The sequence below is a fragment of the Demequina subtropica genome (assembly GCF_000971235.1).
GTDB lineage: Bacteria > Actinomycetota > Actinomycetes > Actinomycetales > Demequinaceae > Demequina > Demequina subtropica.
The window spans coordinates 25,419-51,343 of sequence record NZ_BBMB01000003.1 but is presented as its reverse complement, the minus strand read 5'-3'; the positions used below and the strand labels follow the sequence as shown (position 1 = coordinate 51,343).

Genomic DNA, 25,925 nt, shown 5'->3' with positions numbered 1-25,925 from the left:
AAGGATGTCCCCATGCCCGCCGACAAGGAGCCGACCGTGAGCGCCCCGGGGCGTACCCCGCCGCCCACGCTCGAGCTGGTCGCCGCCCGTGCCGGCGTCTCGCGTGCGACGGTCTCGCGCGTGGTCAACGGCTCGACCTCGGTCTCGCCGCCCATCGCGGAGGCCGTCCGCAAGGCGGTGCAGGAGCTGGGCTACGTGCCCAACCGGGCCGCACGCTCGCTCGCGAGCCAGCAGTCGCAGGCCATCGCGCTGGTCGCGCCCGAGGACGTCAACAGGTTCTTCGGCGACCTCTTCTTCGCGGAGATCGTCGCGGGCATCGACGCCCGCCTCGAGGACTCCGACTACGTCCTCAACCTCATGATCGCCAACCACGACCCGAGCGGGAAGACGATGCGCTACCTCGGTGGCGGCGCCGTCGACGGGGCGATCGTGGTCTCGCACCACACGAGCGACCGGTTCCTCCGGCGCCTCACCGAGTCGCTCCCCGTGGTCTACGGCGGACGCTCCGCGATCGCGGGCTCGGACACCTACGTGGTCGACGTCGACAACGTCGCCGGTGGCGCGATCGCCACGCAGCGCCTGATCGACCGCGGCTGCCGCCGCATCGCGACCATCGCGGGTCCGCTCACGATGCAGAGCTCGCTCGACCGCCTCGCGGGGTGGCGGCGCGCGCTCGATGCGGCGGGCGTGGCCGCCGGTCCCGTGGTCGACGGCGACTTCACGATGTTCGGCGGCGCGAACGCGATGCGCGAGATCCTCGACTGGCGCGAGCCGGTCGACGGCGTGTTCATCGCGTCCGACCTCATGGCCTCGGGGGCGATCCCGGTGCTGCTCGACCGCGGCATCCGCATCCCGGAGGACATGGCGATCGTGGGCTTCGACGACAGCGCGGCGGCGGTGTCCACCAAGGTGGGCCTCACCACCGTGCGGCAGCCGTCGCGCCAGATGGGCTGGCACATGGCGGACACGCTCATCGAGGTGCTGCGGGGCAACGAGAGCGTGCCGCGCGAGCTGATCATGCCGCTCGAGCTGGTGGTGCGCGACTCCGCGTAGAGGGCGCCGCTGGGAGCCGGCTACGCCGGCCCGAGCCCCCGCATGAGCAGGGCCCATGCCTGCTCGACGCGCCTGTGGCGTTCGGCCGCCGGGAGCCCGGCGATCAGCGAGGACAGCATGCCGATGGCGAGCATGAGGTCCTCGACGGTGGTGCTCTGCGCGAGGACCCCCTCGACCTTGGCCGCGTCCACCTTGGCCGCGATGGCGCGCGCGGTCCTGCGCTCGAGCGCGCGCATCTCCGGTCCCTCGTCGCGCGACGCGAAGGCGATGACGGCGGCGCTGCCCTCGATCTGATGCGTGATGAGGTCCGTCACGTCGCGGAGCGTCGCCGCGGGGTCCGCCGCGAGCCTCTCGATCGCGTCGAGGTTCTCGTCGAACACCGCATACGCGAGCGACTCGCGCGTGGGGAAGTGGCGGTACAGGCTCGCCTGGCCCACCCCCGCGCGGCGCGCGACGGTCGAGATGGGGCCGTCGACCCCCTGCTCAGCGAAAACGTCGCGCGCGGCGGCGACGAGCGCCGCGCGGTTCTCCGCCGCCGCGCTCGGCCCGCGGTTCGCCTTGGTCACCATGGCTCGAATGTATAGGGTGGTGCTACCGGACAAGGATGTCCGGTAGCAGAGGGAGCGTCATGATCGGCCGATGCCTGTCCCACGCAGGGGGCGTGCGCGAGACGCGCCGCACCCCGGGCACGGGCATGTCGACCGGCGTCCCTTCGGCTTTCCCCGGAGCCGTCCGCGCATCGCACGCCGCGCGCGCCGTGCGCAGTCTCTCCAGCCCCCACTGAGAGGAAGTCATGCCCACCACCCTTCCCACCGGAGACACCAAGGTCGCCGACTGGCTCGCCCACCCCGTCGCGGGCGAGGTGATGCGTGAGATGCTCGCCGAGGCCGGCCAGTCCGAGCGAACCCTCGCGCCCGTCAAGCGCTTCTCCATGAACAAGCTCGTCAAGATCTCGGGAGGCCGCTTCAGCCAGGAGCTGCTCGACGGCCTCATCGCGGAGACCGCGCGCCGCGCCGCGGACCCCGCCGCATCGTCCATCCCCGCCGCGCCGTCCATCCCCGCCGCCCCCGCATCGTCCGTCGAGGCGGAGGAGCCCGTCGAGGCTCCCGAGTGGCAGGAGCGCATCACCGAGGGCCGCTTCACCGGCAAGACCGTGGTGGTCACCGGCGCGGGCTCGGGCATCGGGCGCGCCACCGCGGCTCGCGTGGCCCGCGAGGGCGGCCGGGTGATCGCGCTCGACATCTCCCAGGAGCGGCTCGAGGGCCTCGCCTCGGAGCTCGACGGTCTCGACATCGCCACGGTCACTGCCGACGTCACCCGGGAGGAGGACATCGCGCGCGTGCTCGAGGCTGCGGGCGGGCGCATCGACGCGCTCGCGAACGTCGCGGGGATCATGGACAACATGACCGGTCTCCACGAGGTGTCCGACGAGGTCTGGTCGCGCGTGTTCGCGGTCAACGTCGAGGGCGTGATGAGGCTCTCGCGCGCCGTGCTGCCGCTCATGCTCGAGGCGGGCGCGGGGTCGATCGTCAACGTGGCGTCGGAGGCAGGGCTGCGCGGCTCGGCCGCGGGCGTGGCGTACACCGCGTCCAAGCACGCGGTGGTCGGCATGACCAAGAGCACCGCGTTCCTCTACGGACCGTCGGGGATCCGCGTCAACGCGGTCGCCCCCGGCCCGGTCATCACCAACATCGAGGCGCGCTTCGACTCGGAGCTCGCGCAGGAGCGCATCACCACGGCGATGGCGGTGCTGCCCACGCCTGTGGCCGCGGACCAGCTCGCCGCGTCGATCACGTTCCTGCTGTCGGATGACGGTGTCAACCTCAACGGCGCCATCCTTCCCTCGGACGGCGGCTGGTCCGCCGCCTGATGGGTGGGGTGCGGCACGTCCCTCCGGGCCGGGCCGCGCTGAGGGGGCGCAGGGGTCCGGGGCGGCAGTCCCGGGCCCCTGTTGCGTGTCGAAGCAGGTATCTACGATGGTCGGCATGATCGTCAGACACCTCGGCAGGACGCCCGTCATCGACCCGACCGCGACCGTGGCCCCCACGGCGGTGGTCTCGGGGGACGTCACCCTCGGCCCCGGGGTGCGCATCCTCCACGGGGCGGTGCTCACCGCGGAGAACGGCCGCATCGTGGTCGGCTCCGATGTGGTGGTGATGGAGAACGCGGTGGTGAAGGCGCGCGCCGGGCACGACGTCGAGATCGGCGACGCCGTGGTGATCGGGCCGCACGTGCATCTCAACGGCGCACGCGTCGGGGACGAGTGCTTCCTCGCCACCGGCGCCGCGATCTTCCCTGGCGCGGTGATCGAGGCCGGCTGCGAGGTGCGCATCCGCGGCGTGGTGCAGGTCAACACGACGCTCGCCGCCGGCACGGTGGTGCCGATCGGCTGGATCGCGGTCGGCACCCCGGCGACCACGCTGCCCCCGGACCGCCACGAGGAGGTCTGGGCGATCCAGCAGGGCCTCGACTTCCCGGGCACGGTGTACGGCGTCGATCGCGGCGCGACGATGCGCGAGATCGTCCGGGGCCAGAGCGACTTCTACGCGGCGCACGCCGAGGACGAGATCGTCGGTTGACGTCCTACTCGATGTAGGAGTCGACCGCGCGGCCGGACAGGGGCGAGAGCACATCGTCGACGGCGTCGCCGAGCGCTCCCTCGACCATGCCGCCGAGCGGCGACAGGTCGTCGACCGCCGGGTCCATCGCGGGCGCCGCGGACGCCACGGCGCCGATACCGGCCGCGAGGAGCACGGCCGCGAGCAGCACGAGCCCCGCGACGGCGAGCGCGCGCGTGACGCGGGCGAACGTCTCGGCCGTGGCCTCGCCGAGGATCCGGATCGCGTCCGCCCCTACCACGGGGCCAGGGGCCGAGGTTAGGGTGCTGGGGACGGTGGGTGTGCGGGTGGTGTCGGGTGCCTTCATGATCTCCTCCTTCGGGACGGTGGTGCCTCGAGCCTCCGCGGGGGGAGTCGACGCATGGTCGAGACGCGGTCAACGCCGGAGGCGCAGGACGGCGCCGCCGTCGCGGTGCGCGCGTTCGGCGAGGTCGCGATCGTGCGAGGCGGCGTCCCGACGCCGGTTCCCGGGGCGGGTCGCCGCGCCCTGCTCGCGCTGCTCGCCTCGCATGTGGGCCGGCCCGTGCCGGTCGATGCGATCACCGAGGCGATGTGGCCCGGGGGTCCGCCGCGCAGCTCCGCGAAGGTGATCCAGACCTATGTGTCGCAGCTGAGGCCGCTGCTGGGCGACGGGGTCCTGCGGACCGTCCCCGCCGGCTACGTCCTCGACCTCCCCCGCGCGCACGTGGACGTCGGCCTCTTCGAGGACGCCGCGGCCGCCTGCCTGGCCGCCTGCCCTGCGACTCTCGAGCAGCTCGAGGCGGCCTCGGCGCTTCGCGTGGGTGCGCCGTATCCCGACGTCGCGCTCCCGTTCGCCGAGGCGGAGGCGGCGCGGCTCGACGGGCTCCACCAGGCCGTGCGGGTCGCTCGGCTCGAACGGCAGGTCGCGGAAGGCGCCGCGGCCGCGGCGGTGCCCGAGCTCGAGGAGCGAGCGTCGCGCGAGCCCTCGGATGAACGCGTCGGGGCGATCCTCATGGAGGCTCTCGCGGCGGTCGGGCGGCGCGGCGATGCGCTGCGCGCGCACGAGCGGCTCCGCGCGGCGCTCGCCGACGAGCTGGGCGTCGAACCCGATCCCTCCATCGAGCGGCGGTACCTCGAGCTGCTGCGTGCGCACGAGGACGGCCGCGTCGCCGACCCCACGCCGGTGCGGGCCGCCGCGCCTCGTCGCGCGGGCACCGCGGGAGCCGCGTGGCTCCCCGCGGAGCGCGGCACGCTCATCGGTCGCGAGGACGAGCTCGGGCGGGTGTCCGACCTCCTCGCGACCGAACGGTGCGTCACGATCGTCGGCGCGGGAGGCTCGGGGAAGACGCGCCTCGCGCTGCGCGTCGCTCACCTCGCATCGTCCGCGCGCGAGGTGCGGTGGGTGTCCCTCGCCGGCCTCGCGGACGGCTCGCGGGTGGTGCAGCACACGATGCGCGCGGTCGGCCTCCCCGAGCAGATCGCGCGGACGCCGCTGCCGGTGCTGCTCGAGCGGCTCGCGCCCACCGACACGCTCCTCGTGCTCGACAACTGCGAGCACGTCGCGGACGGCGTCGCGCGGCTCATCGACGCGCTGCTCGGCGCGTGCCCGGGCGTCGCGGTGCTCACCACCAGCCGCACGCCCCTCCACGCGGTGGGGGAGCAGCGATGGCGGATCCCCACGCTCGGGGTCCCGACGGCGGACACCCCCGATGCGGTGATGGCGTGCGCGTCCGGGCGACTCTTCGTCGAGCGGGCCCGCCGCGCCGACCCGGACCTCGAGCTCACGGCCGCGGCCGCGGTCCACGTCGCGGCGATCTGCCGCCGCCTCGACGGGGTGCCGCTCGCGCTCGAGCTCGCCGCGGCACGCATCGGCGGCATCGCGCTCGCCGAGCTGGACGAGCGCCTCGGGGCGAGCCTGGTGCTGCTCACGTCCGGCGGCGCGGCGGTGCCGCGCCATCGGACGCTGCGGGCCGCGATCGCGTGGAGCCATGAGCTGCTGACCGATGCGCAGCGCTCCCTGCTCGCGCGCCTGTCGGTGTTCGCGGCCCCGTTCTCCGCGGATGCGGTGGTGACGGTCTGCGCGGAGCCGGGGACCGAGGCCGCCTCGCTGATCGCGACGCTGGGCGACCTGGTCGACGCGTCCGTCGTGGAGCGCTCCTCCGGCGGACGCTTCCGGCTGCTCGAGACCGTGCGTCAGTTCGCGGCGGAGCGGCTCGGCGACGATGCACCCGGGGTCGAGAAGCGCCACGGCGAGTGGGTGGCGGCGAGCATGAGCGAAGTGGGCGCGCGCCTCATGTTCGAGACGACCCGCTGGTACCGCCGCCTCGACGATCTGATCCTCGACGCCGAGCTCGCGTTCGATCGCGCGCTCGCGAGGGGGGACTGGGCCTGCGCCGCACGGATCGGCACGGGTGCGGGATGGTCGCTCATCAACACCGGCCGCTACGGCGTGCAAAGCGAGTGGGGCGAGCGGCTAGCCTCGTCGGGTGCGCTGGAGGCCCTCGAGCCCGCGGCGGCCGGACCCGCGCTCCAGCTCTCCGGCGCGATCGCGAACATCGACGGGCGGCACGACGTCGCCCTGAGCAGGCTCGCGGCCGCCGCCCGCGCGTATGCGGAGACCGAGGACGCCGCGGGTCGCCTCTGGGTCGACTACTGGCGGGCCTCGGCGCTCGCGGATCAGGGGCTCTACGCGGAGTCTCACGAGCTGGGGCGCGAGGCCTGCGCACGCGCGGGTGGGCATCCCGAGGCCGAGGCGGGGCTGCTCGCGGGCCTCGCCGAGGCGCTGGCCGCCGCGCACGTCGACGCGTCCGCGGGGCCCCGTGCGTGGCTCGACGAGGCGGCGGAGGCCGACGCGCGGGCGCGCGACCTGTGCGTCCGCCACGGCTTCGAGGAGATGCATGCGCGGGTCGACATGACCGACGCGCTGCTGCTCGCGCACCGCGGCGACCCCGAGGCCGCGCTGGCGCGATGCGTCGGCGAGCTCGAGCGCTGGCGCGGGCTGGGACGGGGCAACAGGCTCGCCGTGGCGCTCATCGCGGGCTCGCGCGTCGCCTGGGAGGCGCGTCGCCCCGAGCGGGCGAGGGAGCTCGTCTCCGAGGGGCTCGAGATGCTGGACGAGGCGGGCTGGGCGCTGCCGCTCGGCGACGCCGTCGAGGTCGCTGCCGGCGTGGTCGAGGACCCTGCGGAGCGTGCGCGCCTGCTAGGCGCCTCGTCCGTCTGCATGCGCACGTTCCGCTGGCACGTCGCGTGCGACGTGACGAGCGCGCGACGCGAGGCCGAGGACGCCCTGGGTCGCGAGGGGTTCACGCGACTGGCGGGGGAGGGCGCAGCGCTCTCGTTCGACCGGGTCATCGCCGGCGCCCGTGCCGCGACGGGCTGAGGCCCGGGAGCGTACCCCCCGGGCCTCGGCGAGGGTCAGTCGGTGCTGACCTGGATCCGGCGCGGCTTCGCGGCCTCGGACTTGGCGACCGTGACCGTGAGCAGGCCGTCCTTGTAGGTCGCGGCGACCTGGTCGGGGTCGACGCGGTCGGGCAGGCGGACGGCGCGGTGGAAGCTGCCGAAGCGGCGCTCGACCCGTCGGAAGCCCTCGACGTCCTTCTCGTCGTAGAAGTCGCGCTTGCCGGACACGGTGAGCACGTTCTCCTCGAGCGAGACGTCGACCTCCTCGGGCTTCACGCCCGGCAGCTCGATGTGCATCGTGAAGCCGTCCTCGCTCTCCTCGACGTCGAGGGCGGGGGAGAAGGCTCCCGCGAGCGCCGTGTCGGTGTCGCCGAAGAACTGCTGGACGATGCGCTGGAAATCGTCCGGCCACGGGCTGGCGGCAGCGGCCGGAACCGAACGACGAAGAACCTCTCGTGCCATGATCTGACCTCCTTCAAGGATGGGTGGCCCGGAAGGGTTGGCGCCCTCACGGGCGAGCGCTCGATGGCGCTCCAAGGCCAGGATAGGACTTGAGCGACAAGGACTCAAGTCCTCGTGTTCTCCCTGATAGAGGGACGCTTCTCAGTCCTGGTCGTAGGGAAGGCGGGCGAGCCGGCTCGGGTGCGTCACGTGCCCGAGCCACGCCACCACGAGCGTGAGGACCGCAGACAGCGCCATCCCGAGCCCGATGTGCGCCTTGAGCAGCAGCGCCCCCGTGAGCGCGCCGGCGCCGATGAGCACGATCGCCCCCGCGCGCCGCTTCCACGGCTGCCCGCCGCCGGAGCCGAGGACCGAGTCCGAGGCCAGCCCGGTGATCGTCGAGGTCACCACCACGGTCGTGACGTCCTTGACCGCGACGTGGCGCGCGGCCGCGGCCTGGCAGCCCATCGCGAGACCCAGCGCGGCCGTGATGGCGTACTGCAGCGCCGTCTCCTCGGGCTCGAGCAGCGAGGCAGGCACCGCGGCCGCCGCGATCGCGAGCCCGACGGCGCCGAACAGCACGGTGTGGCGCGCCGTCCAGGCGGCCTCCGCGCCGCGCAACGCCCGGCCTCCGACCGCGGCGCCGCCCATGAAGGCCGCGAGCGCGATGAGGGGGCCCACGATCGGCAGCCCGGTATCGCCCGCGAGACCCATGCCGAGGATGACCACGTTGCCCGTCATGTTGCCCGTGAACACGCGGTCGAGCCCCAGGTAGCCGACGGCGTCGATGATGCCGGTCGAGAACGTGAGCGCGAGCATGAGGCCCAGGTGGGCGCTCGCGGGGTTGCGGCGCATGCGGTCGAGCACGGGACCTCCGATGGGGACGGCCGCGATCGGGATCCGAGGATGCGACGCGGGGCGGCTGTAGTCTCGGCCCAAGACTAGGGCACGGCCCGGAACGGCCACCGAGGGGACACCGCATGGGGGACTACCAGGGGACACTGCAGCCGGGTCGCGGCGTGGACGGGGTCCCGTACCTCGCCGCGGATCCCGCTCAGGTGCACTGGGGAAGGCTTCCGGCGCGTGGCGACGTGCCCGTCCTCGCGGTGGACCCCGGTGCCGAGCTGGTGATCGACACCGTGAGCCATGAGGGTCTCCTGCCGGACCAGGGCTCCGACCCGCTCGCGTTCTTCGCGCGCCACGGCGTCGCGCCCGAGGACGTCCTCGAGGACGCGATCGCGATCGCCGCGACCCGCACTCGCGCCGAGGGGGACGGGCCGCACGTGGTCACGGGGCCCATCGAGGTCCGCGGCGCCCGGCCGGGCGACCTGCTCGCGATCACGCTGCTCGACGCGACGCCGCGCGTGCCCTACGGCGTGATCTCGAACCGGCACGGCCGCGGCGCCCTTCCCGGCGAGATGCCCGCGGGGCCGGACGACGTCTCGGTCTTTACGCCCATCTCGCCGGATCCGGACGGGACCTGGCGCGGACGTCTGCCGCTCAGCGACGGCGGCGAGCGGTCCGTGAGCTTCCCGCTCGCGCCGTTCCTGGGGATCATGGGCGTCGCGACCGATACCGACGAGCGGGCGCACTCGGTGCCCCCGGGGCCCCACGGCGGCAACATCGACATCCGCCATCTCACGGCCGGCGCGACGCTCCACATCCCGGTCCAGGTCGAAGGCGCGCTCGCATACGTGGGCGATCCGCACTTCGCCCAGGGGAACGGCGAGGTGGCGCTCACGGCGCTCGAGGCGTCACTCCGCGTGCGCGTGCGTCTCGACGTGGTCGACGCGGCCGAGGCGGCGCGCGAGTTCGGCGCCCTGGCCTCGCCGCTCGCGGCCGATGCGACGCACCTCATGCCCACCGGGATGGACGCGGACCTGGACGAGGCGATGCGGGCGTGCGTCCGCCAGGCGATCGCGCTGCTGGGCGCCCGCTACGGGATGGAGCCGCACCTCGCGTACGCGTACCTGTCCGCCGCGACGGACTTCGAGATCTCGCAGGTGGTGGACCTGGTCACAGGGGTCCACGCCCGCATCCGCCGTGCCGACTTCGAGGAGGTCCGATGAGGGTTCATGTCGAGGGGGGCGCCGAGCCGCCCGAGGGCCTGGTCGAGGCGGTGCGCGCCTACGAGGCGGCGCTCGTCGCCGACGACCTGGAGGCGCTCGCGGAGGCGTTCGAGCGCGGGCCCGACACCTTGCGCGTGGACAGGTCGGGCCTCCTGTCCGGCCACGATCGCATCACGGGGTTCCGGGCGCGACGCGGCGGCGCGGGCGCGCGGGAGGTGCTCGAGCTGCGCATCCACCTCGCGGGTGCGGATGCCGCGCACGTGGTCTCCGTCAACAAGCCGACGTCCGGGGGGCGCGGCGTGGTGACCCAGCTGTGGCGGCGGTCATCGGACGGGGTGTGGCGCATCGCCGCCGCGCTCGTGGCCGCGCCGGCCCCGGTGCTCGACCCTCGCATCTGGAGGGTCGCCGGCAACCCGCTGGTCGCGGGCGCCTCCCAGGGGGCGCTCGCCGGCGAGACCGTCGCCGTGAAGGACCTCTTCGCGATCGCGGGCCAGCGGATCGGGGTCGGGGTGAAGACCTACCTCGCGGAGGCTCCGGTGGAGACCGTGACCGCGCCGGCGGTCCAGGCGCTGCTCGACGCGGGCGCGAGCGTGACCGGGATCGCGCAGACGGATCAGTTCGCGTACTCGATCGCGGGGCTCAACCCGGACTACGGCACCCCGCCCAACCCTGCCGTGCCGGGGGCGATCCCCGGCGGCTCGAGCTCGGGGCCGGCGAGCGCCGTGGCGCTGGGCCACGCGAGCATCGGCCTCGGCACCGACACGGCCGGCTCGATCCGGATCCCCGCCTCGTATCAGGGGCTGTGGGGGCTGCGTCCCACGCATGGCGCGGTGAGCCTCGACGGGGTCGCGCCCTTGGCGCCCCGCTACGACACCGTCGGCTGGCTCACGCGTGACGGCGAGACCATGCGCAGGGTCGCCAAGGTGGGCCTCGCCGGCGAGCCGCAGGTGCGCGCCGACTCGTCCCTGCTCGCGGCCCCGGCCGTGATGATGGCGTGCACCGCCGGGGTGCGTGCCTCCTTCGACGCGGTGCTCGCGAGGCTCGCCGTCGCGCAGATGCGGGTGGCGCCGGTGGACGTGCCGCCGCTCGACCAGCTCTTCACGGCGTTCCGCGTCACGCAGTCGGCGCAGGCATGGGCCTCCGACGGCGAGTGGGTCGAGTCGCATCCCGGTGCCCTCGCTCCCGACATCCAGGCGCGCTTCGACTTCGCGCGCTCCGTCACGGCGAGCCAGGAGGAGGATGCGCTCGCCGACGCGGGGATCCTCGCCGCGGAGCTGGACCTCGCGCTCGGCAACGCCGTCCTGGTCATCCCCTCGGCGTCGTCGTCGGCGCCGTCGCTCGGGGCGCACGAGTCCGAGCTGGAGGAGCGCCGTCGGGCCACGCTCTCGATCACCGCGATCGCGGGCCTCACGGGCCGTCCCGCCCTCTCGGTGCCGCTCCTGGACACCTTCGCCGGTCCGGTCGGCGTGTGCCTGGTCGGGCCGCGCGGCTCCGACCTCGACCTGATCGAGAAGGGGCTCGCGCTCGAGGCGGTCCTGCGCAATCCAGGTGAAACATCGCTCGGGCACACTGTGTAAGTCACATCAACATTTCGCGGAGGCCCCATGTCCCTGCCAGGCCCGATCGACCCGCCCGCGCGCCTGCTCATGGGCCCCGGTCCCATCACGGCCGACCCGCGCGTGCTGCGAGCGATGTCGGCGCAGCTGGTGGGGCAGTACGACCCGTACATGACCGCGGCCATGAACGAGGTCATGGACCTGTACCGCGGAGTCTTCGAGACCGAGAACCAGCAGACGCTGCTGGTGGACACCACGTCCCGCGGCGCGATCGAGGCGGCGCTCGTGTCGCTGCTCGAGCCCGGCGATCGGGTGCTGGTCCCGGTGATGGGGCGCTTCGGGCACCTCCTGGTGGAGATCGCGGAGCGATGCGGTGCGGAGGTGAGCACCGTGGACGCGCCCTGGGGCACCGTGGTCCCGCTCGAGGACATCGCGGCGGCGATGGAGCGTGTCCGCCCCAAGGTCCTCGCCATGGTCCACGGGGACACCTCGACCACGATGATGCAGCCGTTCGACGGCCTGCGGGAGCTGTGCGACCGCTTCGAGTGCCTGCTCTACGCGGACGTCACCGCGACGCTCGGCGGCAACCCGTTCCCCACGGACGCGTGGGGCGTGGACGCCGCGACCGCGGGGCTGCAGAAGTGCCTGGGCGGGCCCTCGGGCTCCGCGCCCGCGACGTTCTCCCCGCGCGCGGTCGAGGTGATCGAGGCGCGGCGGTCCATCGAGGCCGGGATCCGCGACGCGGGGGACCCCGTGACGGCGCACCCGATCCGTTCGAACTACCTCGACCTCGCGATGATCTTCGACTACTGGTCCCCGCGCCGGCTCAACCACCACACCGAAGCGACCACGATGCTCTACGGCGCGCGCGAGTGCGCGCGGATCATCCTCGAGGCAGGGCTTCCCGCCTATCAGGAGCGTCACCTGCTTCACGGGCGCGCGATGCTCGCCGGCGTCGAGGGCCTCGGGCTCGAGGTGTATGGCGACCGCGAGCACAAGATGGCCAACGTGGTCGGGGTGGTGATCCCGGACGGCGTCGACGGCGAGGCCGTGCGCGGCTCCTTGCTGCGCGACTTCGGCATCGAGATCGGCACGTCCTTCGGGCCGCTCGCGGGGCGCGTGTGGCGCATCGGCACCATGGGCTACAACGCGAGGACGGATGCGGTGCTCACGACGCTCGCGTCCCTCGAGGCGGTGCTCCGGCGTCAGGGCCACCCCGTGCCCGCGGGCGGAGGCGTCGACGCGGCGCTGGACCTGTACGGAGGCGTCGCATGAGGCGCGCCAGGCGTGCGGCGGCGAGCGCCGGCGCGTCGCTCGAGGACGCGCGCGAGGCGCTGCGACGGTGCGACGTGCTCGCGGGGATCTCCTCGATGGAGGGCGGGATCGAGCGCGTGTACCTGTCGCGTGAGCACGCCGCCGCGAACGCCCAGGTGTCCGAGTGGATCGAGGCGGCGGGCATGCGCGCGTGGCAGGACCAGGCCGGCAACGCGCGCGGCTCGTACGCCGGCGCGACGCCCGATGCGCCCGTGCTGATGCTCGGATCGCACCTCGACACCGTGCCCGACGCGGGTCGCTACGACGGCATCCTCGGCGTGATGATCGCGATCGCGGTGGTGCGACGCCTCCACGATCACGGAGTCGCGCTCCCGTTCGCGATCGAGGTGCTGGGCTTCGCGGACGAGGAGGGGGTGCGCTTCGGGCGCACCCTGCTCGGGTCGTGCGCCGTCGCCGGGACCTGGGATCCGGAGTGGCTGGACCTTGCGGACGGCGACGGGGTGACGATGCGCGAGGCGCTCGCGGACTTCGGGCTCGACCCCGAGGCGGTCGCGGACGCGGCGCTCGACCCGGCGGCCGTGGTGGGCTACCTCGAGGCGCACATCGAGCAGGGTCCGCTGCTGCTCGATGCGGGCCGTCCGCTCGGCGTGGTGTCGGGGATCATGGGCGCCAAGCGCTTCGACCTCGCGATGGAGGGCGAGGCCGGCCACGCGGGCGGGGTGCCGATGCGCCACCGGCGCGATGCGCTCCTCGGCGCCGCGGAGACCGCGATCGCGGTCGAGCAGGTCGCGCTCGAGCACGGCGTGGTCGGGACGGTGGGTCAGATGGCGGTGCTCCCCGGCGCGGCGAACGTCATCCCGGGCCGCGCCGACTTCTCGCTCGACGTCCGCGCGGCCACGGACGCCGACCGCGACAAGGCGTGGGAGGAGATCCGCACGCGCGCCGTCGCCGCGGCCGGCGAGCGTCGGCTCACCTTCACCGAGACGCTTCGGCACGAGGCGCGCGCGACCTCGACCGAGCGGCGCCTGAGCGAGGCGATCGAGCACGGCGTGACCGTCGCGACGGGCGAGCGGGAGCCGATGGAGCTGCTGTCCAAGGCGGGTCACGACGCGATGGCGATCGCCGCGCTCGCGCCGTATGCGATGCTGTTCGTCCGCAACGGCAACGGCGGGGTGAGCCACCATCCGGACGAGTCGGTCACGGTCGAGGACGTGGCGCTCGCGATCGACGCCTTCGAGGCGGCGGTGCTCGCGGTCGCGCATCGCATGACGGACGGTGCGCCGGGCTGATCCCGGCACGGCCCCGCCGCGTGGTGCCATGCGCGCCGTGCGCGGACCTGTACCCGCGCATCGTCCCTGCCTACGGTGGGCGCATGACCGCTCTTCACTTCCGCCAGGTCGACGTCTTCGGCGACCGTCCGTACTCCGGCAACCCCGTCGCGGTGATCCTGGGCGCCGACGGGCTCACGGACGCGCAGATGGCCGCCATCTCGGTGTGGACCAACCTGTCCGAGTGCACGTTCGTGCTCGAGCCGACCGTCCCGGAGGCCGACTACCGCGTGCGCATCTTCACGCTGAGCGCGGAGCTGCCCTTCGCCGGTCACCCCACGCTCGGCACCGCCCGCGCGTGGCTCGACGCGGGAGGCGTGCCGCGCGATGCCCGGCGCATCGTCCAGGAGTGCGGGATCGGCCTGGTCGAGATCTGGGACGACGACGTGCGGCTCGCCTTCGCCGCACCCGAGCCGCTGCGCACCGGCGACGTCGCGGAGGAGGACCTCGAGGGCTTCTGCGCGGTGCTGGGCATCGGCCGTGACCGCGTGGTCGCCTCGCACTGGGTCGACAACGGCCCGGGCTGGGTGGGCATCGAGCTCGCCTCCGCGGAGGAGGTGCTCGCGCTCGCGCCCGACGCGGCCGGCCATCCGGGCGACTGGTTCATCGGCGTGGTGGGGCCGCACCCCGAGGGCGCGGAGGCCGCGGTCGAGGTGCGGGCCTTCTTCACCTCCGACGGCTCCGGGCTGCGCGAGGACCCCGTCACCGGGTCCCTCAACGCGTCGCTGGGGCAGTGGCTCGTCTCGACGGGCCGCGTCGAGGCCCCCTACGTGGCGGCCCAGGGCACCGCGATGGGTCGCCGCGGGCGTGTGCACGTCACCCCCGCCGATGAGGAGCTGTGGATCGGCGGCGCGACCGAGGTGTGCGTGCGCGGCACCATCGAGGTGTGAGTCAGCGCGAGTCCACGTCCGCGGCCACGCCGAGGCCCGTGCAGTCGATGCCCTCGGCGCGATGCGCCTCGAGGTAGTGGGACGCCCCGCGGCCCCCGCCCACCGTCGCGAGGAGCGGTCGCAGGTGGGCGGCCCCGATCAGCACGGGGTGGCCCGGGGTGTCGCCGTCGACGGCGCGCGCGAGGACCGTCTGGTCGCCGGTCCAGCGTTCGACCACGCGCGCGACCGCCTCGGCGGCGAGGTTCGGCAGGTCGACGAGCGTCACGAGGACCGCGCCCGCGTGCACCGATTGCGCGACCTCGAGCGCCGCGTGGAGGCTCGCGCCGATGCCCTCGGACCAGCGTGCGACGACGACGCCGTGGGCCCCGCGGGGGAGCAGATGGCGGGCCTCGTCGGCCTCGGCGCCCAGGATCGCGAGGACCGGCTCGCAGCCCGCCGCGCTGAGAAGGTCGCACGCGCGCGGGAGCCAGGCCCCCGCATCGTCGCGTGCCAGGGCCTTGGGGCCGCCGAATCGCGACCCCGCGCCCGCGGCGAGCACCACTCCGACGAGTCCGTTGGCCATACTGGACATCGTAAGGAGGGACGATGATCGAACCCACCCGTGAGGACCTTCTCACGTGCCTGCGCGTGTCCCGATGGGCCGACGAGCTCGCCTCGCGCGCCTATCCGTCGCTGCTGTCGCTCGAGCGGGCCGCGGTGTCCGCCGCGACGCCGCTGTCATCCGCCGAGGTGGATGAGGCGCTCGCCGCGCACCCGCGCATCGGCGAGCGGCGCGGCGGTGCGGATGCCGAGGCCAGGTTCTCCGCGGCCGAGCAGGCCGCGTCCGCCTCGGACGATGCGGCGCTCGCCTCGCGGCTCGCCGAGGGCAACCGCGCGTACGAGGCCCGGTTCGATCGCGTGTTCCTCATCAGGGCCGCGGGGCGCTCGCGCGAGGAGATCGTCACGGAGCTCGAGCGGCGGCTGCTGAACGACGACGTGGTCGAGCTCGCCGAGGTGGCCGACCAGCTGCGCGGGATCGCCCTGCTGCGCTTGCGCGCGACCTATGGGGAGGTGGCTGCATGAGCCACGTGACCACGCATGTGCTCGACTCGGTGCACGGGCGGCCCGCCGCGGGGCTGCACGTGCGGCTGCTGCACGGCATGGAGGAGCTCGGGACGGGCGTGACGGACGCGGACGGACGCGTCGCCTCGCTCGGACCGGAATCGCTGCACCCCGGGACCTACCAGCTGGTGTTCGCGACGGGGGACTGGTTCGCGGACCACGGAGTCGCGACGTTCTACCCCGAGGTGCGGATCGCGTTCGGCATCGCGGGCGACGAGCACTACCACGTGCCGTTGCTGCTCAGCCCGTTCGGGTACTCGACGTACCGGGGTTCCTGACCCCGGGGAATCTTTCCGGCACGTTTTGCGATAATTCATGCGTGAGCATCAATATCGACATCTGGTCCGACATCGCCTGCCCGTGGTGCTACCTGGGCAAGCGCCGTCTCGAGGAGGCCGTCGCGGCTTCCGGTGACGACGTGACCATCCGCTACCGCAGCTTCCAGCTGGACCCGAGCATCCCCGCCGGGCAGGCGACCCCGCACGCCGAGGCCCTTGCGAAGAAGTTCAACACCACGCCTGAGCGCGTGCGCGAGATGAACCAGCGGCTCGTCGAGCTGGGCGCCGAGGCCGGAATCGCGTACGACTTCGACGCCTACATGTCGGCCAACACGCGCGATGCGCATCGTCTGCTGCACCTCGCTCACGCCCGCGGGCTCGGCGTCGAGACGAAGGAGCGCCTCATGAGGGCGCAGATGGTCGAGGGCGCCGTGGTCGCGGACCACGAGACGCTGGTCGCGCTCGCGGGCGAGGTCGGTCTCGACGCCGACGAGGTGCGCGAGGCGCTCGCCTCGGGAGCGTACGGCGACGCGGTCGACGCGGACATCGCGCAGGCGGCCGCCTACGGCGCCACGGGCGTGCCGTTCTTCGTGTTCGACGGCGCGTTCGCGGTCTCGGGGGCGCAGCCTGTCGAGACCTTCGCGCTCGCGCTGTCGAAGGCGCGCGAGGCGCGCGCAGCGTCCGCCGCGGAGTCCTGACGCCTCACATCGATTGACAATCGATAGGGATCTCGCGATTATCGAGACATGAGATCTGCTGTCATCCTGTGGCTCCGCTTCCTGCTCGTCGGCATCCTCGCCGGGTCGTTGCTGGGCCAGGTCCTGGTGGTGCTCATCGCCCAGGCGAACGGCCGTGAGATGCCGGAGGTGGAGCACCTGGTGGTGCCGTACGCGATCGCCGGCATCGCGGCGATCGTGTGCTTCCAGGTCGCCGTCGGCTGCATCTGGGCGCTGCTCGCGATGGTCGAGTCCGGGCGGATCTACTCGACCCGCGCGCTGCGGTGGGTCGAGGCGATCATCTGGTGCGGGGGGACCGCCGCCGGCATCGTGGTGGCGACCGCGGGGCATCTGCTCTTCCTCGAGCGGCTCGGCGGTCCCGGGGTGCCGCTCGGGATCATGGTGGCGCTGGTGACGGGAAGCGCGTTCGTCCTGCTGATGGTCGTGATGCGGGGCCTGCTCGCCACCGCCATCGCGGACCGGGCCGAGCTCGCGGAGGTGATCTGATGGCCATCGTCGTCGACCTCGACGTGATGCTCGCGCGGCAGAAGATGCCCGTGGGCGCGTTCGCGAGCGCGGTGGGGATCTCACCCGCCAACGTCGCCGTCCTCAAGAACGGCCGTGCGAAGGCGATCCGCTTCACCACGCTCGAACGGATCTGCGAGGTGCTCGACTGTCAGCCGGGCGACATCCTGAGGTGGGAGCCGGAGGGATGACCGCGACGGTCACTCGACGGTGATGGAGCTCTGCTCCGGGATCGCGATCGCGGGTCCCTCGAGGTCACAGCTGGACAGGTAGTAGGCGATCCGATCGTAGGGCGTGCCGTCGATGGACAGCATCGGCTCGTCGGGCGCGGAGTCCTCGATGACCGACGCGGTGAAGGTGTCGCCGTCGGTGGCGTGCGCGCGCAGGGCGGTGCCGTCGTCGAGCGTGACGATGTAGGTGGTGGGATCGTCCTCGTCCTGCTCGATGGTCGTGCCCTCGGGCCAGAACGTGAGGCGCGCGGTGCCGTCGACCACCGACGTCACACAGCCGTTCGGCATGGCGGTGAGCGTCGCGGTGATGGAGACCGGCTGGCCGTCGAAGTGGCCGTCGATGAGCTCGACGTCGCGCATCGTGTGGTTCTGGTCTCCCACCTCTCCATCGTCGGCGAGGGTGACGGCGAACCAGATCAGCCCTGCGGTGATGGCGGCGACGGCCACGAGGGGCCAGGCAAGTCGTCCTCGACTCTTCATGGAGGGAACGTATGGCCTGGTGAGAGGGCTGTCCATCCCCTATTTCGGGGGGCATGCCCGGGCGATGACGAAGGGGGCCGGCCCCGGCGGGCCGACCCCCTTCGCTACGTCCGGCTCAGGCCCGGTTGGCCCGGTAGTACGCGATGAGCGCCTGGGTGGACGCGTCCTGAGCGGACAGCGCCGCGTCGTCGCCCTCGATCGCCGGCGCGATCTCGAGCGCGAGCTTCTTGCCCAGCTCGACGCCCCACTGGTCGAACGCGTTGATGCCCCACACCACGGACTGCGTGAAGGTGATGTGCTCGTACAGCGCGATGAGCTGGCCCACCACGGACGGCGTCAGCGACGGCGCGAAGATCGACGTGGTCGGCTTGTTGCCCGCGAACGTGCGCGCGGCGACCAGGGCGCCGGTGGTGCCCTCGGCCTCGACCTCCTCGGCCGTCTTGCCGAACGCGAGCGCCTTGGTCTGCGCGAGGAAGTTCGCGAGGAACAGCGCGTGGACGTCCTGGCCGCCGTCCTCGAGGGGGTACGCCGGGTTCACCACGGCGATGAAGTCCGCGGGGATGAGGCGCGTGCCCTGGTGGATGAGCTGGTAGAACGCGTGCTGGCCGTTGGTACCGGGCTCGCCCCAGAAGATCTCGCCGGTGTCCGTGGTGACGGGCGAGCCGTCCCACATCACCGACTTGCCGTTGGACTCCATCGTGAGCTGCTGGAGGTACGCCGGGAAGCGGTGGAGCTGCTGCGCATACGGCAGCACGGCGTGCGACTGGGAGCCCAGGAAGTTGCAGTACCAGACGTTGAGGAGCCCCATGAGGACGGGCACGTTCTTCTCGAGCGGGGTCTCGGCGACGTGCGTGTCGACGGCGTGGAAGCCGGCGAGCAGCTCGCGGAACACGTCCGGGCCGAGCGAGATCGCGAGCGACAGGCCGATCGCCGAGTCGACGGAGTAGCGGCCGCCCACCCAGTCCCAGAAGCCGAAGGCGTTCGTCGGGTCGATGCCGAAGGCCGCGACCTTGTCGAGCGCGGTCGAGACGGCGACGAAGTGGTGCGCGACCGCATCGTCCTTCTCCGCGTCGGTGCCGACGGGGACCCCGGCGGCCTCGAGCGAGGACCACAGCCAATCGCGCGCGAGGCGGGCGTTCGTCAGCGTCTCGAGGGTGGTGAAGGTCTTCGACGCGACGATGAAGAGCGTGGTCTCGGGGTCGAGGCCCTTGACCTTCTGGCCCATGTCGGTGGGGTCGATGTTGGACACGAAGCGCGCCTCGATGCCCGCGGTCGCGTACGGCTCGAGGGCCTCGTAGACCATGACGGGGCCCAGGTCGGAGCCGCCGATGCCGATGTTGACGATGTGCGTCACGGTCTTGCCGGTGACGCCCTTCCACTCGCCCGAGCGGACTCGCTCCGCGAAGGCGTCGATCGCGCTCAGGACCGACTGGACGTCGCCGTCCACGTCCTGACCGTCGACGGACAGCGCGGGGGAGGAGCCGGCGGGGCGGCGCAGCGCGGTGTGGAGCACCGCGCGGTCCTCGGTGGTGTTGATGTGCTCGCCCGCGAGCATCGCCTGGTAGCGCGCGGCGACGCCGGTCTCCTCGGCGAGCTTCACCAGGCTGCTCAGGATCTCGTCGGTCACGAGGTTCTTCGACAGGTCGACGTGAAGGTCGGCCAGCGGGAGCGAGTAGCGCTCGACGCGCGTGGCGTCGGCGGCGAACCACGCGCGGAGGTCCGGCGTGAAGGAGTCCTTGAAGGCGGCCAGCTCGGCCCAGGCGGAGGTGGCGGTGGGATCGATAGGTGCAGTCACGGTTGCCAGGCTAGTCGGGTTGGGGACGATGCGCGTGGGACCTCCTGGACGGTGCGCATCGTCCGAGGTGGACCCGTGTTCGACGGGCGCCCCCTCAACATGGGGCCCGGCCCGCCGATGGGAAGGGCCGAGCACGGATCGCTCACCCCCTCGCGCCACGGACCGGCCGCCCACGACCGATGCCGGAGGTGCACCATGACCTCGATCGCCGCCGTGTCCTCGATCCAGGCACGCATCGCGGAGATCCGCTCGATGATCCAGCCGCAGCCGACGGTGGTGACCGTCGACGAGGCGCTGGGCTCGTCCGCCGTCGCCACCACCCAGGCGTCCGCCGGCTCCGACTTCGCGAGCGCCTACGAGAACGCGCTCACGTCGCTGGACGCCGGCACGGTCTCCGCCGCGCCGATCGCCACGCACCTGTCCGACGTGGTCGCGACCTCGACCGCCTCGAGCGGGCTGTCGACGCTCGCGACGCAGGCCGTGACCGCGGTGGGCGACGCGACCTCCGCATCGTCCGGGCCGACCGGCCAGGACCTGGTCGAGGCCGCGCGCCAGTACCTGGGCACGCCGTACGTGTGGGGCGGCGAGTCGCTGTCCGAGGGCGGGCTGGACTGCTCGGGCCTCGTGCAGCTCGCTTTCAAGGACATCGGCGTCACGGACATCCCGCGCGTCGCGAAGGATCAGGGCCGGATCGGCACCGAGGTCGCGTCGCTCGACGAGGCCAAGGTCGGCGACCTGCTCATCTTCGACAACGGCTCGCACATCGGCATCTACCTCGGCGACGGGAAGATGATCGATGCGCCGTACCGCGGCAGCTACGTGCAGGAGCGGAAGGTGTACGAGACCCCCACGAGCATCCGTCGGGTGCTGTAGGCCGACGGCGGCCGTCAGCCGAGGCCGAGCGCCTCGTCCAGGCGCGCGTCCCAGTCCGCTCCCGCGAGGTCGGTGCGGACAAGAAGGTCGCGCCAGTCGTCTCGGGCCTGCTCGAGCGCGTCCTCGAACAGCGTGAGGTTGCCGCGCGCCGCGATGAGCACGGCCGCCTGGAGCCGGTCGCGGTCGAGGCTCGCGCTCACCGTCAACCGCTCGAGCGCGCTCACGATGCGCGGCGCCGAGCGCCCGAAGTCCTCCGCCGCACGCTCCGCGATCCTGTCGCTCACCACTGCCATGGCGGGGATCCTCTCACGCCGCGAGGTGCGGCCGGGCACGACGAAGGCGGGGACCGGAGGGATCCCCGCCTTCGTGGAAGAGGTGCTTAGGCCGGAACGGCGCTGAAGGCCTCGACGGCCTTGCGGGCCTCGTTGCCGTAGACGGCCGAGGGGCCGCCGCCCATGAGGATCGCGACGCCGATGGTCTCGTAGACCTGCTCGGGGGTCGCGCCGGCGGTGAGGGCGTCCTTGACATGGCAGGTGATGCAGCCGCCGCAGCGGACCGAGATCGCGATCGCGAGGGCGAGGAGCTCCTTCGTCGACTTCGGGAGCGCGCCATCCGCGAGGGCAGCGTGGTGCAGCGAGAAGAAGCTCTTGATGGTGCCGGGGATGTGGTCGCCGAGGGCGCCGATGCCGCACATGACGTCGTCGTAGTGCTCCTGGTGGTTCTGCATGACCTGGTTCCTTTCGGTGGGGATCCCGGCGACGGTGCCGGTCGGTGGTTCCACGGTAAGCAACAGGTGTCAACCATCCTAGGGACGATGGTCCCCGTGCCTGGCAGGTCGCCCTAGAGCTCGGGAGCGACCGCCCTGCGACCCGCGACGTAGACCCCCGCGATCGCCGGCTGACGCAGCCCGACCAGGAGCGTGAAGAGCTCCTCGAGCGTCGCCTGCTCCTCGTCGTCGGAGCGGATGCCCATGCTGAGCATGCCCTCGAGCGGCTCCCAGCGGCCCGTCTCGATCAGGAGGAAGTCCGCATCCTTGCCCACGTCGAGGTTGCCGAACGCGTGCTCCATGTCGAGCGCTCGCGCGCCCGCCAGCGTCGCGGCGAACAGCAGCTCCGCCGGGTGCAGGGCGGTGCCCGCCTCGCCCTCCTCCGAGATGTGCACCTTGTAGCAGTCGCCCGCGACGCGCGAGATCAGCCACTCGTCGCCCGCGCCGATGTCCGAGCCCAGCGCGATGTTGACTCCCGCCGCGACGGTCGCCCGCCACGGCATCGTGCCCGAGCCGAGGAACAGCTGCGAGGTGGGGCAGTGCGCGATCGACGTGCCGGTCTCCGCCATGCGCGCGAGCTCGCGCGGCTGCGAGTGCACGGCGTGCGCGAGCGAGGAGCGGCGGCCCAGGAGCGAGTGGCCTCCCGACTTGGAGCCGGGCAGGAAGCGGCCGTCGTAGGTGTCGAGGTAGGCCTCGACGCCGTAGGAGCCGAGCACGGCGGCGATCTCGCCGTCGCCCTTGCGGTTGTTCTCGTTGAGGTGGCTGTGGAAGTAGACGCCGGTCATGCGGGCCTCGTCGTACAGCTCGCCCAGCGCGTGGAGCGTGCGCGGCGTCACCGACAACGAGAAGCGCGGCACCACGGCCACCTGGACGTGCGCGGTGCGCGGGTCGCCGGTGTCGACGGCATGCCAGCGGTCGATCTCGTCGGCGACCAGGGTGATCGCGTCCTCCTCGGACGTGAGGAGGGCCGATGCGGCGTCCGGGCCCACGGTCTGGATCCCGCGCCCCGAGACCACGCGCAGCCCCGCCTCGAGCGTCGCGCGGTAGAGCGCGTCCTGCGCCACCGGGAACGCGCTGCCGAAGACCATCGCGGCGGTGGTGCCGGCGGCGATGCGGCGGCGCGTGAAGTACCGCGCGGCGCGGTCGGCGAACTCGAGGTCGGCGAACTGCGCCTCGGTGGGGAAGATGCAGTGGTCGAGCCACTCGAGCAGCTGACCGCCGCCGTGCGCGGCGGTCGCGTAGGACTGCGGGAAGTGCACGTGCGCGTCGACGAGGCCCGGGATGAGGTAGTCGGCGCGCGTCACCGGCGCGTCGGCGTAGGCCGCGGGGAGGGAGGGCCAGGGGCCCAGCCAGACGATGCGGCCCTCGCCGTCGACGACGAGCCCGCCGTCGGGGAGGGAGACCAGGTGCTCGGCCACGCGGGTCTGGTCGGGAGCGCCCGCGATGTGGAACACATGGGCGCGGTAGACGTGGACGCCGCTCGTCGTCGAGGCGTCTGTCGGGCTTGTCATGGTCTGTCCCCCCTGCGCCCGGGGAGGCGCGCATCGTCACCGTAGACGGGGTGGGTTTCGGGTGCGTTTCGAGTATCCCCAGGCCGCCCCGGCGTGTCGCCGGGCGTGTTGCGCGTGTCGCCCACAGCTATCCCCAGGCGTCACCCGAGGCTGTGTGTAAATTGTGTGTAAATCTGTGGACGAAACACACCATCTAGTGGTGGCATCCGGCCGCAGGCCCCATATATAGTGGCGTCTACTCAGCCCGCTCTCGCGTCTCGAAAGGACGTCCCCATGACGATCTCGGTCTACTCGAAGCCCTCCTGCGTGCAGTGCACCGCCACCAAGAAGGCGCTCGAGCGCGCCGAGCTCGAGTTCCAGATCTTCGACGTCACCGAGGACCAGGACGCGTACGACACGGTCATGAAGCTGGGCTACCTCCAGGCTCCCGTAGTCATCGCGGGCGACGAGCACTGGTCGGGCTTCCAGCCCGACCGCATCGCGGCGCTGGCGCAGCGGGTCGCGTCCTAAGCGAGCCGCCCTATGGCCTCCTTGGTGTACTTCAGCTCGGCCTCGGGCAACACCCACCGCTTCGTGCAGAAGCTGGGTGTCCCGGCGGACCGGATCCCGCTGTACCCCACCGAGGAGCCCCTCAAGGTCGACGAGCCCTACGTGCTGGTGCTCCCGACCTACGGCGGCGGCAACGACCGCGGCGCCGTCCCCAAGCAGGTCATCAAGTTCCTGAACGACGAGCACAACCGCTCGTACATCAGGGGAGTGATCAGCGCGGGCAACACCAACTTCGGTACGGCCTACTGCATCGCCGGCGACATCGTCGCCAGCAAGTGCAAGGTCCCGCACCTGTACAAGTTCGAGCTTTTCGGAACGCAGGACGACGTCACCGCCGTCCGCGATGGATTGGAAGACCTGTGGAAGCAACTGTGATCGACACGCCCCGCACGGGCATGGACTACCACTCGCTCAACGCGATGCTCAACCTCTACGACCTCGACGGCAAGATCCAGTTCGACAAGGATCGCGAGGCGGCGCGGGAGTACTTCCTCCAGCACGTCAACCAGAACACCGTCTTCTTCCACTCGCTCAAGGAGCGCCTCGACTACCTGGTCGAGAAGAAGTACTACGAGCCCGAGGTGCTCGAGCAGTACGACTTCTCCTTCATCCAGGAGCTGACCGAGCGCGCGTACGGCAAGAAGTTCCGCTTCCCGACGTTCCTGGGCGCGTTCAAGTACTACACGAGCTACACGCTCAAGACCTTCGACGGCAAGCGCTACCTCGAGCGCTACGAGGACCGCGTCGTCATGGTCGCCCTGACGCTCGCCGCGGGCGACACCGACCTTGCGACCAAGCTGGTGGACGAGATCGTCTCGGGCCGCTTCCAGCCCGCGACCCCCACGTTCCTCAACGCCGGCAAGGCGCAGCGCGGCGAGTTCGTCTCGTGCTTCCTGCTGCGCATCGAGGACAACATGGAGTCGATCGGCCGCTCGATCAACTCGGCGCTGCAGCTATCGAAGCGCGGCGGCGGCGTCGCGCTGTCGCTGTCGAACATCCGTGAGGCCGGCGCGCCCATCAAGCACATCGAGAACCAGTCCTCGGGCATCATCCCCGTGATGAAGCTCCTCGAGGACTCCTTCACGTACGCGAACCAGCTGGGCGCGCGTCAGGGTGCCGGTGCCGTCTACCTCTCGGCGCACCACCCCGACATCATGAAGTTCCTCGACACCAAGCGCGAGAACGCGGACGAGAAGATCCGCATCAAGACCCTCTCGCTCGGTGTGGTCGTGCCGGACATCACGTTCGAGCTCGCCCGCAAGAACGAGGAGATGTACCTCTTCAGCCCGTACGACGTCGAGCGCGTCTACGGCGTGCCGTTCGGCGACATCTCCATCTCGGAGAAGTACCACGAGATGGTGGACGACGCCCGGATCCGCAAGACCAAGATCTCGGCCCGCCAGTTCTTCCAGACGGTCGCGGAGCTCCAGTTCGAGTCCGGCTACCCGTACATCGTGTTCGAGGACACGGTGAACAACGCGAACCCGGTCGCGGGCCGCATCAACATGTCGAACCTCTGCTCCGAGATCCTCCAGGTCAACACCCCGTCGACCTTCAACGAGGACCTCACCTACGCGGAGACCGGCAAGGACATCTCCTGCAACCTCGGCTCGATGAACATCGCGACCGCGATGGACGGCGGCAACCTCGCGCAGACCGTCGAGATCGCGGTGCGCGGCCTCACCGCGGTGTCGACGCAGTCGGCCATCGACGCGGTGCCGTCGATCCGCTACGGCAACGACCGCGCCCACGCGATCGGCCTGGGCCAGATGAACCTCCACGGCTACCTGGGCCGCGAGCGGATCCACTACGGGTCCGAGGAGGGCGTCGACTTCACCAACATCTACTTCTACACGGTGCTGTTCCACGCGATCGCGGCCTCGAACACGATCGCCAAGGAGCAGGGGACCGCGTTCGAGGGCTTCGAGAACTCGAAGTACGCCTCGGGCGAGTTCTTCGACAAGTACACCGAGCAGGAGTGGGTGCCCGTGACGGCTCGCGTGGCCGCGCTGTTCGCCGATGCCGGCATCGAGATCCCGACGCAGGAGGACTGGAAGGCCCTGAAGGCGTCCGTGCAGGAGCACGGCATCTTCAACCAGAACCTCCAGGCCGTGCCTCCCACCGGCTCGATCTCCTACATCAACAACTCGACGTCCTCGATCCACCCGATCGCGTCGCGCATCGAGATCCGCAAGGAGGGCAAGCTGGGTCGCGTCTACTACCCGGCTCCCTTCATGGACAACGACAACCTGGAGTACTTCCAGGACGCGTACGAGATCGGCCCCGAGAAGATCATCGACACCTACGCCGCGGCGACGCAGCACGTCGACCAGGGCCTCTCGCTCACCCTGTTCTTCCCGGACACCGCGACCACGCGCGACATCAACAAGGCGCAGATCTACGCGTGGCGCAAGGGCATCAAGACCATCTACTACATCCGCATCCGCCAGATGGCGCTCGAGGGCACCGAGGTCGAGGGCTGCGTCAGCTGCATGCTGTAGCGTCCCGCGC

The 25,925-nt window shown here is 71.9% G+C and carries 28 protein-coding genes; 18 read left to right on the top strand and 10 right to left on the bottom strand.

Going from position 1 to position 25,925, the window contains the following annotated elements; all coding sequences use genetic code 11:
* Positions 1–12: 12 nt before the first annotated feature.
* Complete coding sequence (locus AOM06_RS02780; protein WP_062302405.1) at positions 13–1,053, top strand: LacI family DNA-binding transcriptional regulator; 1,041 nt, start codon at positions 13–15, stop codon at positions 1,051–1,053.
* 20 nt (positions 1,054–1,073) lie between these two features.
* On the opposite strand, the gene AOM06_RS02775 is transcribed toward AOM06_RS02780, so the two are convergent.
* Positions 1,074–1,622 carry a TetR/AcrR family transcriptional regulator gene (locus AOM06_RS02775; protein ID WP_062302402.1) on the bottom strand — a complete coding sequence of 183 codons (549 nt, stop codon included), beginning with the start codon at positions 1,620–1,622 and terminating at the stop codon, positions 1,074–1,076.
* A gap of 224 nt (positions 1,623–1,846) precedes the next feature.
* Between AOM06_RS02775 and AOM06_RS02770 the strand changes: the two genes are divergently transcribed.
* Both AOM06_RS02770 and AOM06_RS02765 read left to right on the top strand, forming a co-directional pair.
* Entirely contained in the window at positions 1,847–2,923 is a 1,077-nt protein-coding gene (locus AOM06_RS02770) for an SDR family NAD(P)-dependent oxidoreductase (protein ID WP_062302399.1), read from the top strand.
* A gap of 115 nt (positions 2,924–3,038) precedes the next feature.
* Positions 3,039–3,632: a gamma carbonic anhydrase family protein gene (locus AOM06_RS02765; RefSeq protein WP_062302888.1), complete on the top strand. Its 594-nt coding sequence runs from the start codon at positions 3,039–3,041 to the stop codon at positions 3,630–3,632.
* Positions 3,633–3,636: 4 nt separating this feature from the next.
* Here AOM06_RS02765 and AOM06_RS02760 read toward each other — a convergent pair whose 3' ends face one another.
* Positions 3,637–3,978, bottom strand: coding sequence for a hypothetical protein (locus tag AOM06_RS02760; RefSeq protein ID WP_062302397.1), 342 nt, complete (start codon positions 3,976–3,978; stop codon positions 3,637–3,639).
* Between the two features lie 54 nt (positions 3,979–4,032).
* Between AOM06_RS02760 and AOM06_RS02755 the strand changes: the two genes are divergently transcribed.
* Positions 4,033–7,011, top strand: coding sequence for an AfsR/SARP family transcriptional regulator (locus AOM06_RS02755; protein ID WP_062302394.1), 2,979 nt, complete (start codon positions 4,033–4,035; stop codon positions 7,009–7,011).
* A gap of 35 nt (positions 7,012–7,046) precedes the next feature.
* On the opposite strand, the gene AOM06_RS02750 is transcribed toward AOM06_RS02755, so the two are convergent.
* Positions 7,047–7,493, bottom strand: coding sequence for an Hsp20/alpha crystallin family protein (locus AOM06_RS02750; RefSeq protein WP_062302391.1), 447 nt, complete (start codon positions 7,491–7,493; stop codon positions 7,047–7,049).
* A 141-nt stretch (positions 7,494–7,634) separates the two neighbouring features.
* On the bottom strand, positions 7,635–8,339 hold the full coding sequence (locus AOM06_RS02745) for a YoaK family protein (protein WP_228372827.1): 705 nt from the start codon (positions 8,337–8,339) through the stop codon (positions 7,635–7,637).
* Positions 8,340–8,452: 113 nt separating this feature from the next.
* Here AOM06_RS02745 and AOM06_RS02740 point away from each other — a divergent pair, with 113 nt between their 5' ends.
* The 5 genes from AOM06_RS02740 (at position 8,453) to AOM06_RS02720 (ending at position 14,590) form a co-directional block, all read left to right on the top strand.
* A complete protein-coding gene (locus AOM06_RS02740) occupies positions 8,453–9,541 on the top strand; it encodes an acetamidase/formamidase family protein (protein ID WP_062302388.1) in 1,089 nt (362 codons plus the stop codon).
* Complete coding sequence (locus AOM06_RS02735; RefSeq protein WP_062302385.1) at positions 9,538–11,118, top strand: AtzH-like domain-containing protein; 1,581 nt, start codon at positions 9,538–9,540, stop codon at positions 11,116–11,118. Before AOM06_RS02740 ends, AOM06_RS02735 begins: the two co-directional genes overlap by 4 nt.
* A 27-nt stretch (positions 11,119–11,145) precedes the next feature.
* Positions 11,146–12,372 carry a pyridoxal-phosphate-dependent aminotransferase family protein gene (locus AOM06_RS02730; RefSeq protein ID WP_062302383.1) on the top strand — a complete coding sequence of 409 codons (1,227 nt, stop codon included), beginning with the start codon at positions 11,146–11,148 and terminating at the stop codon, positions 12,370–12,372.
* Positions 12,369–13,661, top strand: coding sequence for an allantoate amidohydrolase (locus AOM06_RS02725; protein ID WP_062302379.1), 1,293 nt, complete (start codon positions 12,369–12,371; stop codon positions 13,659–13,661). Before AOM06_RS02730 ends, AOM06_RS02725 begins: the two co-directional genes overlap by 4 nt.
* Before the next feature lie 83 nt (positions 13,662–13,744).
* Entirely contained in the window at positions 13,745–14,590 is an 846-nt protein-coding gene (locus AOM06_RS02720; RefSeq protein WP_062302375.1) for a PhzF family phenazine biosynthesis protein, read from the top strand.
* Position 14,591: 1 nt separating this feature from the next.
* Here AOM06_RS02720 and AOM06_RS02715 read toward each other — a convergent pair whose 3' ends face one another.
* Positions 14,592–15,152 (bottom strand): nucleotidyltransferase family protein, encoded by a 561-nt coding sequence (locus AOM06_RS02715; protein ID WP_062302371.1) that lies wholly within the window; start codon positions 15,150–15,152, stop codon positions 14,592–14,594.
* A gap of 23 nt (positions 15,153–15,175) precedes the next feature.
* Between AOM06_RS02715 and AOM06_RS02710 the strand changes: the two genes are divergently transcribed.
* From AOM06_RS02710 to AOM06_RS02690, 5 genes are read left to right on the top strand one after another with little or no spacing between them, the layout of a single operon-like run.
* The gene (locus AOM06_RS02710; protein ID WP_062302367.1) at positions 15,176–15,652 is read left to right on the top strand and encodes a 2-oxo-4-hydroxy-4-carboxy-5-ureidoimidazoline decarboxylase; all 477 of its coding nucleotides are present in this window, start codon (positions 15,176–15,178) and stop codon (positions 15,650–15,652) included.
* On the top strand, positions 15,649–15,969 hold the full coding sequence (gene uraH / locus AOM06_RS02705) for a hydroxyisourate hydrolase (protein WP_062302358.1): 321 nt from the start codon (positions 15,649–15,651) through the stop codon (positions 15,967–15,969). The genes AOM06_RS02710 and uraH overlap by 4 nt, the downstream gene beginning before the upstream one ends.
* Positions 15,970–16,010: 41 nt before the next feature.
* Positions 16,011–16,667 (top strand): DsbA family oxidoreductase, encoded by a 657-nt coding sequence (locus AOM06_RS02700; RefSeq protein WP_228372826.1) that lies wholly within the window; start codon positions 16,011–16,013, stop codon positions 16,665–16,667.
* A 48-nt stretch (positions 16,668–16,715) separates the two neighbouring features.
* Entirely contained in the window at positions 16,716–17,192 is a 477-nt protein-coding gene (locus tag AOM06_RS02695; protein ID WP_062302354.1) for a DUF2975 domain-containing protein, read from the top strand.
* Positions 17,192–17,401, top strand: coding sequence for a helix-turn-helix domain-containing protein (locus AOM06_RS02690; protein WP_062302350.1), 210 nt, complete (start codon positions 17,192–17,194; stop codon positions 17,399–17,401). The genes AOM06_RS02695 and AOM06_RS02690 overlap by 1 nt, the downstream gene beginning before the upstream one ends.
* Before the next feature lie 9 nt (positions 17,402–17,410).
* On the opposite strand, the gene AOM06_RS02685 is transcribed toward AOM06_RS02690, so the two are convergent.
* Together AOM06_RS02685 and pgi are read right to left on the bottom strand one after the other, a co-directional pair.
* Positions 17,411–17,920 (bottom strand): hypothetical protein, encoded by a 510-nt coding sequence (locus AOM06_RS02685; RefSeq protein ID WP_156163552.1) that lies wholly within the window; start codon positions 17,918–17,920, stop codon positions 17,411–17,413.
* A 115-nt stretch (positions 17,921–18,035) separates the two neighbouring features.
* Positions 18,036–19,715 carry a glucose-6-phosphate isomerase gene (gene pgi, locus AOM06_RS02680; protein ID WP_062302343.1) on the bottom strand — a complete coding sequence of 560 codons (1,680 nt, stop codon included), beginning with the start codon at positions 19,713–19,715 and terminating at the stop codon, positions 18,036–18,038.
* A 195-nt stretch (positions 19,716–19,910) separates the two neighbouring features.
* On the opposite strand from pgi, the gene AOM06_RS02675 reads away from it, so the two are divergent.
* Positions 19,911–20,588, top strand: coding sequence for a C40 family peptidase (locus AOM06_RS02675; RefSeq protein ID WP_062302339.1), 678 nt, complete (start codon positions 19,911–19,913; stop codon positions 20,586–20,588).
* Between the two features lie 14 nt (positions 20,589–20,602).
* On the opposite strand, the gene AOM06_RS02670 is transcribed toward AOM06_RS02675, so the two are convergent.
* The 3 genes from AOM06_RS02670 to AOM06_RS02660 form a co-directional block, all read right to left on the bottom strand.
* Positions 20,603–20,881 (bottom strand): hypothetical protein, encoded by a 279-nt coding sequence (locus AOM06_RS02670; protein WP_062302335.1) that lies wholly within the window; start codon positions 20,879–20,881, stop codon positions 20,603–20,605.
* An 86-nt stretch (positions 20,882–20,967) separates the two neighbouring features.
* Entirely contained in the window at positions 20,968–21,315 is a 348-nt protein-coding gene (locus AOM06_RS02665) for a carboxymuconolactone decarboxylase family protein (RefSeq protein WP_042214065.1), read from the bottom strand.
* 113 nt (positions 21,316–21,428) lie between these two features.
* Complete coding sequence (locus tag AOM06_RS02660; RefSeq protein ID WP_062302332.1) at positions 21,429–22,865, bottom strand: amidohydrolase family protein; 1,437 nt, start codon at positions 22,863–22,865, stop codon at positions 21,429–21,431.
* 273 nt (positions 22,866–23,138) lie between these two features.
* On the opposite strand from AOM06_RS02660, the gene nrdH reads away from it, so the two are divergent.
* Genes nrdH through nrdE form a run of 3 tightly spaced genes read left to right on the top strand, consistent with a single transcriptional unit; the run spans position 23,139 to position 25,915 of the window.
* Positions 23,139–23,375 carry a glutaredoxin-like protein NrdH gene (nrdH, locus tag AOM06_RS02655; RefSeq protein ID WP_062302327.1) on the top strand — a complete coding sequence of 79 codons (237 nt, stop codon included), beginning with the start codon at positions 23,139–23,141 and terminating at the stop codon, positions 23,373–23,375.
* 12 nt (positions 23,376–23,387) lie between these two features.
* Complete coding sequence (nrdI, locus tag AOM06_RS02650; RefSeq protein ID WP_062302323.1) at positions 23,388–23,789, top strand: class Ib ribonucleoside-diphosphate reductase assembly flavoprotein NrdI; 402 nt, start codon at positions 23,388–23,390, stop codon at positions 23,787–23,789.
* A gap of 20 nt (positions 23,790–23,809) precedes the next feature.
* The gene (nrdE, locus tag AOM06_RS02645) at positions 23,810–25,915 is read left to right on the top strand and encodes a class 1b ribonucleoside-diphosphate reductase subunit alpha (protein WP_062302880.1); all 2,106 of its coding nucleotides are present in this window, start codon (positions 23,810–23,812) and stop codon (positions 25,913–25,915) included.
* Positions 25,916–25,925 lie beyond the last annotated feature (10 nt).

What these genes read in the sequence shown, in the direction of transcription:
- AOM06_RS02670 (WP_062302335.1), bottom strand. Translation starts at nt 20,881, where the DNA reads ATGGCAGTGGTGAGCGACAGGATCGCGGAGCGTGCGGCGGAGGACTTC.
- AOM06_RS02780 (WP_062302405.1), top strand. Translation starts at nt 13, where the DNA reads ATGCCCGCCGACAAGGAGCCGACCGTGAGCGCCCCGGGGCGTACCCCG.
- AOM06_RS02665 (WP_042214065.1), bottom strand. Translation starts at nt 21,315, where the DNA reads ATGCAGAACCACCAGGAGCACTACGACGACGTCATGTGCGGCATCGGC.
- AOM06_RS02740 (WP_062302388.1), top strand. Translation starts at nt 8,453, where the DNA reads ATGGGGGACTACCAGGGGACACTGCAGCCGGGTCGCGGCGTGGACGGG.
- nrdE (WP_062302880.1), top strand. Translation starts at nt 23,810, where the DNA reads ATGGACTACCACTCGCTCAACGCGATGCTCAACCTCTACGACCTCGAC.
- AOM06_RS02760 (WP_062302397.1), bottom strand. Translation starts at nt 3,978, where the DNA reads ATGAAGGCACCCGACACCACCCGCACACCCACCGTCCCCAGCACCCTA.
- AOM06_RS02660 (WP_062302332.1), bottom strand. Translation starts at nt 22,865, where the DNA reads ATGACAAGCCCGACAGACGCCTCGACGACGAGCGGCGTCCACGTCTAC.
- nrdI (WP_062302323.1), top strand. Translation starts at nt 23,388, where the DNA reads ATGGCCTCCTTGGTGTACTTCAGCTCGGCCTCGGGCAACACCCACCGC.
- AOM06_RS02750 (WP_062302391.1), bottom strand. Translation starts at nt 7,493, where the DNA reads ATGGCACGAGAGGTTCTTCGTCGTTCGGTTCCGGCCGCTGCCGCCAGC.
- AOM06_RS02720 (WP_062302375.1), top strand. Translation starts at nt 13,745, where the DNA reads ATGACCGCTCTTCACTTCCGCCAGGTCGACGTCTTCGGCGACCGTCCG.
- AOM06_RS02695 (WP_062302354.1), top strand. Translation starts at nt 16,716, where the DNA reads ATGAGATCTGCTGTCATCCTGTGGCTCCGCTTCCTGCTCGTCGGCATC.
- AOM06_RS02755 (WP_062302394.1), top strand. Translation starts at nt 4,033, where the DNA reads ATGGTCGAGACGCGGTCAACGCCGGAGGCGCAGGACGGCGCCGCCGTC.
- AOM06_RS02690 (WP_062302350.1), top strand. Translation starts at nt 17,192, where the DNA reads ATGGCCATCGTCGTCGACCTCGACGTGATGCTCGCGCGGCAGAAGATG.
- uraH (WP_062302358.1), top strand. Translation starts at nt 15,649, where the DNA reads ATGAGCCACGTGACCACGCATGTGCTCGACTCGGTGCACGGGCGGCCC.
- AOM06_RS02675 (WP_062302339.1), top strand. Translation starts at nt 19,911, where the DNA reads ATGACCTCGATCGCCGCCGTGTCCTCGATCCAGGCACGCATCGCGGAG.
- AOM06_RS02725 (WP_062302379.1), top strand. Translation starts at nt 12,369, where the DNA reads ATGAGGCGCGCCAGGCGTGCGGCGGCGAGCGCCGGCGCGTCGCTCGAG.
- AOM06_RS02710 (WP_062302367.1), top strand. Translation starts at nt 15,176, where the DNA reads ATGATCGAACCCACCCGTGAGGACCTTCTCACGTGCCTGCGCGTGTCC.
- AOM06_RS02685 (WP_156163552.1), bottom strand. Translation starts at nt 17,920, where the DNA reads ATGAAGAGTCGAGGACGACTTGCCTGGCCCCTCGTGGCCGTCGCCGCC.
- AOM06_RS02730 (WP_062302383.1), top strand. Translation starts at nt 11,146, where the DNA reads ATGTCCCTGCCAGGCCCGATCGACCCGCCCGCGCGCCTGCTCATGGGC.
- AOM06_RS02770 (WP_062302399.1), top strand. Translation starts at nt 1,847, where the DNA reads ATGCCCACCACCCTTCCCACCGGAGACACCAAGGTCGCCGACTGGCTC.
- AOM06_RS02715 (WP_062302371.1), bottom strand. Translation starts at nt 15,152, where the DNA reads ATGGCCAACGGACTCGTCGGAGTGGTGCTCGCCGCGGGCGCGGGGTCG.
- nrdH (WP_062302327.1), top strand. Translation starts at nt 23,139, where the DNA reads ATGACGATCTCGGTCTACTCGAAGCCCTCCTGCGTGCAGTGCACCGCC.
- AOM06_RS02775 (WP_062302402.1), bottom strand. Translation starts at nt 1,622, where the DNA reads ATGGTGACCAAGGCGAACCGCGGGCCGAGCGCGGCGGCGGAGAACCGC.
- AOM06_RS02735 (WP_062302385.1), top strand. Translation starts at nt 9,538, where the DNA reads ATGAGGGTTCATGTCGAGGGGGGCGCCGAGCCGCCCGAGGGCCTGGTC.
- AOM06_RS02765 (WP_062302888.1), top strand. Translation starts at nt 3,039, where the DNA reads ATGATCGTCAGACACCTCGGCAGGACGCCCGTCATCGACCCGACCGCG.